The 8,624-nt window shown below is 63.7% G+C and carries 8 protein-coding genes; 7 read left to right on the plus strand and 1 reads right to left on the minus strand.

Annotated elements, in window-relative coordinates; all coding sequences use genetic code 11:
• The 5 genes from E5W87_RS31170 to E5W87_RS31190 form a co-directional block, all read left to right on the plus strand.
• A partial coding sequence (locus E5W87_RS31170) for an ABC transporter substrate-binding protein (protein ID WP_292406497.1) occupies window positions 1-658 on the plus strand: 658 nt, incomplete at its 5' end.
• A 30-nt stretch (window positions 659-688) separates the two neighbouring features.
• Window positions 689-1,783, plus strand: coding sequence for a microcin C ABC transporter permease YejB (locus E5W87_RS31175; RefSeq protein WP_292406500.1), 1,095 nt, complete (start codon window positions 689-691; stop codon window positions 1,781-1,783).
• Window positions 1,783-2,922, plus strand: a complete 1,140-nt coding sequence (locus E5W87_RS31180) for an ABC transporter permease (protein WP_292406504.1) — start codon at window positions 1,783-1,785, stop codon at window positions 2,920-2,922. Before E5W87_RS31175 ends, E5W87_RS31180 begins: the two co-directional genes overlap by 1 nt.
• The gene (locus E5W87_RS31185; protein ID WP_292406507.1) at window positions 2,919-4,550 is read left to right on the plus strand and encodes an ABC transporter ATP-binding protein; all 1,632 of its coding nucleotides are present in this window, start codon (window positions 2,919-2,921) and stop codon (window positions 4,548-4,550) included. The genes E5W87_RS31180 and E5W87_RS31185 overlap by 4 nt, the downstream gene beginning before the upstream one ends.
• Before the next feature lie 28 nt (window positions 4,551-4,578).
• Window positions 4,579-5,520, plus strand: a complete 942-nt coding sequence (locus E5W87_RS31190) for a glyoxylate/hydroxypyruvate reductase A (RefSeq protein ID WP_292406510.1) — start codon at window positions 4,579-4,581, stop codon at window positions 5,518-5,520.
• Here E5W87_RS31190 and E5W87_RS31195 read toward each other — a convergent pair.
• Window positions 5,517-5,876, minus strand: coding sequence for a hypothetical protein (locus E5W87_RS31195; protein WP_292406511.1), 360 nt, complete (start codon window positions 5,874-5,876; stop codon window positions 5,517-5,519). The two genes, E5W87_RS31190 and E5W87_RS31195, sit on opposite strands and share 4 nt — an antisense overlap.
• A 206-nt stretch (window positions 5,877-6,082) precedes the next feature.
• Between E5W87_RS31195 and E5W87_RS31200 the strand changes: the two genes are divergently transcribed.
• Together E5W87_RS31200 and E5W87_RS31205 are read left to right on the plus strand one after the other, a co-directional pair.
• A complete protein-coding gene (locus E5W87_RS31200; RefSeq protein WP_292406514.1) occupies window positions 6,083-7,093 on the plus strand; it encodes a ligase-associated DNA damage response exonuclease in 1,011 nt (336 codons plus the stop codon).
• Window positions 7,094-7,337: 244 nt separating this feature from the next.
• The coding region (locus tag E5W87_RS31205) for a cisplatin damage response ATP-dependent DNA ligase (RefSeq protein WP_292406517.1) at window positions 7,338-8,624 on the plus strand (1,287 nt) is incomplete at its 3' end.

Genomic DNA, 8,624 nt, shown 5'->3' on the forward strand with positions numbered 1-8,624 from the left:
CTTCGGCGAACCGGTGATGCAGCCCGTCTCCGACGGCTCTGGCCACGACCGTAAGCTGCTGCGCGAGGCTTCGAGACTGCTTGCCGAAGCCGGCTGGAAGCGAGCGGGCAATTTCGTCGTCAATGAGAAGGGCGAGCGACTGCGGGTGGAAATGCTGGCCGAGGATGATGGCCTCGTTCGCATTTTCGCCCCATGGTCCGAGAATATGAAGGCGATCGGGATCGACGCTTCGATCCGGCAGGTCGATTCGACACAATACGAGGCGCGGCAGAGCAACTTCGATTTCGATTTCAACATGCTCGGCTGGTCGATCGGGGCGACGCCGACGGCCGACGGCCTGGAAATCCTCTATGATTCCCGGATGGCGAAAGCGCCGGGGATGCGCAATTATCCCGGTACGGAAAGCAAAGCCGTCGACGCGCTGATCGAGGCAGCCGGCAAGGCGCACAGCCGGATCGAGCTCGTCACGGCGCTCAAAGCGCTCGATCGGGTCTTGCGCGCGCGGCTAGACTGGATTCCAACATATTATCTCGCGAATCACCGAGTCGCCTATTGGGACATGTTCGGCTTTCCCGAGCAGAAGCCCGATTTCGGCTTTCCGGTCGAGGTACTGTGGTGGTTCGACAAGGACAGGGCGATAAAAATTGGCAAAGCCTGAGATTTTCGCTCAAGCAAGGCAGAGAGCCTGATGGGCGCCTATATCCTGCGCCGCATCCTGCTGATGATCCCGACCCTATTCGGCATCATGGCTATCTCCTTCGCCGTCATCCAGTTCGCACCGGGCGGGCCGGTCGAGCAGGTCATTGCCAGGCTGACGAACCAGGGCGGCAGCGACCGCCTCGGCGGCGGCGGTGGCGATGCCGGCGGCAGCAATGTCGATGCGGCCGGCGACGTCGGTTCGAAATATCGCGGCGCGCAAGGGCTCGACCCCGAATTCATCGCCAAGCTGGAAAAGCAATTCGGCTTCGACAAGCCTCCGCTCGAGCGTTTCGGCATGATGCTGTGGAACTACATCCGGTTCGATTTTGGCGACAGCTATTTCCGCGACATTTCAGTGATCGATCTGATCCTGGAGAAGATGCCGGTGTCGATCTCGATCGGGCTGTGGATTACGCTTCTGTCGTACATGATCTCGATCCCGCTCGGCATCCGTAAGGCAGTCAAGGACGGCTCGGCATTCGACGTATGGACCAGCGGCGTCGTCATTGTCGGCTACGCCATTCCGGGCTTCCTGTTCGGCATCTTGCTGATGGTGCTGTTTGCCGGCGGATCGTTCTACGACTGGTTCCCGCTGCGCGGCATCACCTCCGACAATTGGGACCAGCTGTCCTGGCCGGCGCGGATCGCCGACTATTTCTGGCACATGACCTTGCCGCTGACGGCGCTGGTGCTGTCGGCCTTCGCCACCACGACGCTTCTGACCAAGAATTCGTTCCTCGAGGAAATCCGCAAGCAATATGTGGTGACCGCGCGCGCCAAGGGCCTGTCGGAACGGCAGGTGCTCTATGGACACGTCTTCCGCAACGCCATGCTGATCGTCGTCGCCGGCTTTCCGGGCGCCTTCATTTCGGCCTTCTTCACCGGGTCGCTGCTGATCGAGAACATCTTTTCACTCGATGGCCTCGGCCTGCTCGGTTTCAGGTCGGTGGTCGAACGCGACTACCCGGTGGTCTTCGCCAATCTTTACATCTTCTCGCTGCTTGGCCTGATTGTCGGGCTCATGTCCGACCTGATCTACACCTGGGTCGATCCGCGCATCGACTTCGAGCGGAGAGACGTCTGATGGCCGGGGCCGCAGTCGAAACGGCGCCGGACCGGATGGCCCGGCCCTGGCTGTCGCCGCTCAACCAGCGGCGCCTGCAGAACTTCAGGGCCAACCGGCGCGGCTATTGGTCGTTGTGGATTTTCCTCGTGCTTTTCGTGCTGTCGCTGTTTTCCGAATGGATCGCCAACGACAAGCCGGTCATCGTTTCCTACAAGGGCGAGATCCTGTTTCCGGTCCTGGTCGCTTATCCCGAGGAGAAGTTCGGCGGCTTTTATGCGGTCACCGATTATCGCGATCCGGTTATCCAGGACGAGATCAATGCCAATGGCTGGATGATCTGGCCGCCGGTCCGCTACTCCTACCGGACCGTCAACAACGCCATCCCCGAGGCGGCGCCCACCAAGCCGTCCTGGCTCTATGACGCCAAGACACGTTGCAACCAGTATCCGCAAGGTGCCGCCGACCCCAATTGCGTCGTCGGTAACTGGAACTGGCTGGGCACCGACGACCAGGCACGCGATGTGCTGGCGCGCGTCATCTACGGCTTCAGGGTCTCGGTGCTGTTCGGTCTGATCCTTACCGCCGGCTCGGCGCTGATCGGCGTGACGGCCGGCGCATTGCAGGGTTATTTCGGCGGCTGGACCGACCTTCTGTTCCAGCGCTTCATAGAAATCTGGTCGGCGATCCCGGTGCTCTATCTCTTGCTGATCGTCGCCGCCATTCTGCCGCCCGGCTTCTTCATCCTGCTCGGGCTGATGCTGCTGTTCTCCTGGGTGGCGCTGGTCGGCGTGGTGCGGGCCGAGTTCCTGCGCGCCCGCAACTTCGAATATGTCAACGCGGCGCGCGCGCTCGGCGTGTCCAACGGCACCATCATGTTCCGGCATCTGTTGCCCAACGCCATGGTGGCGACGCTGACCTTCCTGCCCTTCCTGCTCAGCGGCTCGATCTCGACGCTGACCTCTCTCGACTATCTTGGCTTCGGCCTGCCGCCCGGCTCGGCCTCGCTGGGCGAGCTCCTGAAGCAGGCGCAGCGCAACCTCAATGCCCCATGGCTGGGCATTTCCGGCTTCGTCGTCATCTCGCTGATGCTGTCGCTGCTGGTCTTCGTCGGCGAGGCGACCCGCGACGCCTTCGATCCGCGCAAGACGTTCAGATGAGCGAAGCTCCTATCCTCTCCGTCCGCGATCTCAGCGTCGCCTTCGCGCAGGAAGGCCGCCAGTCGATGGCGGTCGACCACATCTCCTTCGACATCGCCAAGGGCGAAACGGTGGCGCTGGTCGGCGAATCCGGCTCCGGCAAGTCGGTCACGGCGCTGTCGGTGCTGAAGCTGCTGCCCTATCCGGCCGCCAGCCATCCGTCGGGAAAGATCCTGTTCCAAGGCGCCGACCTGCTCGCCACCGACGAGAAGCAATTGCGCCGCGTGCGCGGCAACAAGATCACCATGATCTTCCAGGAACCGATGACCTCGCTCAATCCGCTGCACACGATCGAGCAGCAGATCGTCGAGGTGCTGACGCTGCACCAGGGCCTGGGCGATCGCCAAGCCAAGGCGCGCACGCTGGAACTGCTCAACGAGGTCGGCATCCGCGAGCCGGAGAAACGGCTCGACGCCTATCCGCACCAGCTTTCCGGCGGTCAGCGCCAGCGCGTCATGATCGCCATGGCGCTGGCCAACGAACCGGAGCTGCTGATCGCCGACGAACCGACGACCGCACTCGACGTCACCGTGCAGGCGCAGATCCTCGAACTGCTTGCGGAGCTGAAGAGCCGCAAGGGCATGTCGATGCTGTTCATCACCCACGATCTCGGCATCGTCAGAAAGATCGCCGACCGGGTCTGCGTGATGACCAAGGGCAAGATCGTCGAGACCGGGCCGACGAAAGATATCTTTGCCAATCCGCAGCATGCCTATACGCGGCATCTGCTTGCCGCCGAACCGAAGGGCAAGCCGCCCGCCGCCAACGCTGCCGCCAAACCAGTTATGACGGGCCAGGACATAAAAGTCTGGTTTCCGATCAAGAAAGGCTTTTTCCGGCGCACCGTCGACAATGTGAAGGCGGTCGACGGCATCGACGTCACCGTGCGCGCCGGCCAGACGCTCGGCGTCGTCGGCGAATCCGGCTCGGGCAAGACGACGCTCGGCCTGGCACTGGCCAGGATGATTTCGTCGACCGGGACCATTCGGTTCAACGGGCGCGACATCAACGAACTGACTTTCAACGCCATGCGGCCGCTGCGGCGCGAGCTGCAGATCGTCTTCCAGGATCCGTTCGGGTCCTTGAGCCCGCGCATGTCGGTCTCCGAGATCATCGAGGAGGGGTTGAAGATCCACGAGCCGAACCTGTCGCCCGATGAGCGTGACAAGCGCATCGTCGATGTGCTCGGGGAAGTCGGGCTCGATCCCGCTACGCGCAATCGCTATCCGCATGAATTTTCCGGCGGCCAGCGCCAGCGCATCGCCATCGCCCGCGCCATGGTGCTCAACCCACGCTTCGTCATGCTGGACGAGCCAACCTCGGCGCTCGACATGAGCGTGCAGGCGCAGGTGGTCGACCTTCTGCGCAGCCTGCAGGCGAAGCACGACCTCGCTTATCTGTTCATCAGCCACGATCTGAAGGTCATCCGCGCGCTTGCCAACGACGTCATCGTCATGCGCAATGGCAGAATCGTCGAGGCCGGCCCATCCGAACAGATTTTCGAACGGCCGCAGACCGACTATACCAAGGCGCTGATCTCGGCCGCGTTCAGGATCGAGACGGCGCCGGTCGGCATCGTCAGCGAGTAGCCTGCACAAAGGGAAGAAAACTCCGGAAATGGAAAAAGGCCGTATCCTGCTTGCCGTCACCGGCTTTCATCCGCAGCGCTGGCGCGAATTGCTGTCGGCGGAACGCGAGGTGGTGCTCGAGCCGGACGGCGCCAGCGATCCCTCGATCACCTATGCGGTGGTGTGGAAGCAGCGGCCGAACCTTCTGTCGTCGCTGCCCAATCTGCGCGCTGTCTTTTCGATCGGCGCCGGCGTCGACCACATCTTGGCCGATCCCACTGTGCCCGACGTGCCGATCGTGAAGGTCGTCGCCGACAACCTGACCCAGTACATGACCGAATATGTCGTCTGGCGGGTGCTCGATCATCACCGCCAGGGCATGCTCTACCGGTCGCAGCAGAAAAGGAAGATCTGGCACGAGCCGCCGCAACGGCCAGCCGACGACATCTCCGTCGGCATCATGGGGCTCGGCACGCTTGGCCGCGCGGCGGCGTCGGTGCTTTTGTCGCTCGGCTTTGCGGTCAATGGCTGGTCGCGCAGCGAACGGCCGATGAAAGGCGTTTCGACCTATGCGGGCGAGGCTGGATTGATCCCCTTCCTCAACGCCACCGATATTCTGGTGGTGCTTTTGCCGCTCACGCCGCGGACGCAAGGCATCGTCAATTACGGCGTGCTGAAGGAGCTGAGGAAACGCAACGGCCTCGGCGGTTCGGTGCTGATCAATGCCGGGCGCGGCCGCCTGCAGAAGGATGCCGACATCGTGCGCGCGCTGGAGGACGGCACGCTGAAGGAAGCCAGCCTCGACGTGTTCGAGGTCGAGCCGCTGCCCAAGACCAGCCCGCTATGGAGCCACCCGAAAGTGTTCGTGACGCCGCACGCGGCGGCGACCTCCGACCCCGTCCATCTGGCGCCGATCATGCTGCGCCAGATGGCCGCCTTCGAGCGCGGCGAGAAGCTCGAGAACCTGGTGGATCGCGACGCGGGGTATTAACCAGGCAGGCCAAGCTTGGTCTGCTTGGCCGGTTTGCCACATTCGCGGCGGGCGATCGAGCGGTTCATGGCGTCGATCCGGCCGCTTGCCTGTTCGACGTCACGCTGGGTCTTGGAACGGACGTCCGGCGTGAACGGGCCGAGGCCCACCCCCGGATCGGAGAAGGACGGCTTGGCATCCCGCGAAAGGCGATATCGCTGCGCCAGCTCGTTTCGTTGCGCCAGCAATTGATCGCAAGGCACGCTATCATATTGCAGCGAGGACTGGACATTCTCATCCTGTCGTTCGGCCACCGAGGCGCCGGCGCAGCCGGCCATCGCCAGGCAAGATGCCAAGACTACCAAGTTCCAGCGCATGGAATGTCCTCCGTATCGATGTCCCGCACTTTCGGGCACGCGAATCGGGCTTTTTCGCAGCCTGCGCCACACATGGCGCAGGTGAACGAAAAAGGACGCCGGACGAGGCTCGAAAACGGAGGTCCCGCCGACCGTTGCCTGTAGGCCGAATCAGCAGTCACTTGCAACAGGCTTCCCGCGCCGGAATTAGCAACTATCTCTAAGCCATGCGCGCCAGCGACCTGCTTCATCCCCGGCCCGAGGGCCTCTATTGCCCACCCGGCGATTTCTTCATCGATCCGGTACGGCCGGTCAACCGGGCGCTGATCACGCACGGCCATTCCGACCATGCCCGTTCCGGCCACCGCTCGGTGCTGGCCACACAACAGACGCTGGACATTATGGGGCTGCGCTACGGCGAGGGTTTTGCCGGGACGACGCAAGCAGCCGCACTCGGCGAGACGACTGCGCTGAACGGCGTCACCGTCACCTTCCATCCGGCCGGCCATGTGCTTGGCTCGGCGCAGATCGAGGTCGTGTATCAGGGCACATGCATCGTCGCGTCGGGCGACTACAAGCGCCAGAGGGACGCGACTTGCGAGCCGTTCGAACCGGTCAAATGCGACGTGTTCATAACCGAGGCGACCTTCGGCCTGCCGGTGTTCCGCCATCCGCCCGACACCGAAGAGATCGCCCGCCTGCTGAAATCGACCGCGCAGTTTCCCGAACGCGCCCATCTGGTCGGCGCCTATGCGCTCGGCAAGGCGCAGCGCGTCATGCGCTTGCTGCGCGATGCCGGCTACGACAGGCCGATCTACATCCACGGCGCGCTGGCCAAGCTCAGCGAGTATTACCAGAGCCAGGGCATCGACCTCGGGACACTGGAGCCGGCGACGGTCGAGAGCGGTGGCAAGGACGATTTCTCCGGCGCCATCGTCGTCGGCCCGCCCTCGGCCTTCGCCGACCGCTGGGCGCGGCGCTTTCCCGATCCGATCTCGTGCTTTGCGTCCGGCTGGATGCGCATCCGCCAGCGCGCCAAGCAGGGCGGCGTCGAGCTGCCGCTGATCATTTCCGACCATTCCGACTGGGACGAACTGACCGCGACGATCAAGGAGACCGGCGCCGAGGAAATCTGGGTGACGCATGGCCGCGAGGAAGCCCTGGTGCGCTGGTGCGAACTCGAAGGCATTGCCGCGCGGCCGCTGCATCTGGTCGGTTATGAAGATGAGGGCGATTGATGCCAAATGCTGATCCATCAATCGCCGGCGTCCCGATCCTTCACACCCCCCTCTGGCCTGCCGGCCATCTCCTCCGCAAGGGGGGAGATTGGCAGCTTCGACGCCGCACTCATTCCCCCAACGTTGGAGATCGGCGAGATCAGCGGCGACATCTGATCTCCCCCCTTGCGGGGGAGATGGCCGGCAGGCCAGAGGGGGGTGGCGTGGAGCGCAAGCTCTCTCGATTGGCCGGGCTCGTTTCACTATGAACCGCTTCGCCGAACTCCTCGATCGCCTGGTCCTGACGCCGTCGCGCAACGGCAAGCTGACGCTGCTGACCGATTATTTCCGCAGCGTCGAGGATCCGAATCGCGGCCTGGCGCTGGCCGCCATCACCGGCGACCTCACCATCGCGGCGGTCAAGCCGGCGATGCTGCGCACGCTGGTCATGGAACGCATGGACCCGGTGCTGTTCGGCTATTCCTACGACTATGTCGGCGATCTGGCGGAGACGGTGTCGCTGGTCTGGCCGCAATCGCCCGCGGATATCGCGAACCATCAGCCGACACTCGCCGATGTCGTCGCAAAGCTGCAGGCGGCGAGCCGTTCCGACGGCCCGAAGGTGCTGGCCCGGCTGCTCGACAGCGCCAGCATCTCGGCGCGCTTCGCCATCATAAAGCTGGTCACCGGCGGTCTGCGCATCGGCGTCTCGGCGCGGCTGGCCAAGCAGGCGCTGGCCGATCTCGGCAAGGTCGACATCGCCGAGATCGAGGAGCTGTGGCATGGGCTGACGCCACCGTATACCGAGCTGTTCGCCTGGCTGGAAGGCAAGGCCGAGAAACCTGAGAAAACGGCGCTGGCGCTGTTCCGGCCGGTGATGCTGTCGACGCCGGTCGGCGACGGCGATCTCGAAAAGCTCGATCCGGCCGAGTACGCCGCCGAGTGGAAATGGGACGGCATCCGCGTCCAGGCGGTTTGCGAAGGCGGTGTGCGCCGGCTCTATTCGCGCACCGGCGACGACGTCTCCGGTGCCTTTCCGGATCTCGCCGACGCAATGGACTTTTCCGCCACTCTCGACGGCGAGCTTTTGGTCGGCGATCCCTTGCAGGCGACAGGCACGTTCTCGGACCTGCAGCAGCGGCTGAACCGCAAAAGCGTGACGCCGAAGATCCAGCAGCAATACCCGGCCTTCATGCGCTGCTACGACGTGCTTCGGATCGGCGACGAGGACTTGCGGCCGCTCTCCTTCCGCGAGCGACGCGGCCGTCTCGAAGCCTTCGTCAGGAGTCTCGACCCGAGCCGCTTCGACCTTTCGCCGCTGGTCCAGTTCACCGACTGGCAGGCGCTGGAGGAATTGCGCCGCAAGCCGCTGCATCCGGTCATCGAAGGCGTGATGCTGAAGCGCTGGGAATCGCCCTATCTCGCCGGCCGGCCGAAAGGCCCATGGTTCAAATGGAAGCGCGATCCGCACACGGTCGACGCCGTGCTGATGTATGCCCAGCGCGGCCACGGCAAGCGCTCGAGCTTTTATTCCGATTACACGTTCGGCGTC

It is taken from the genome of Mesorhizobium sp. (assembly GCF_004962925.1).
Lineage (GTDB): Bacteria > Pseudomonadota > Alphaproteobacteria > Rhizobiales > Rhizobiaceae > Mesorhizobium.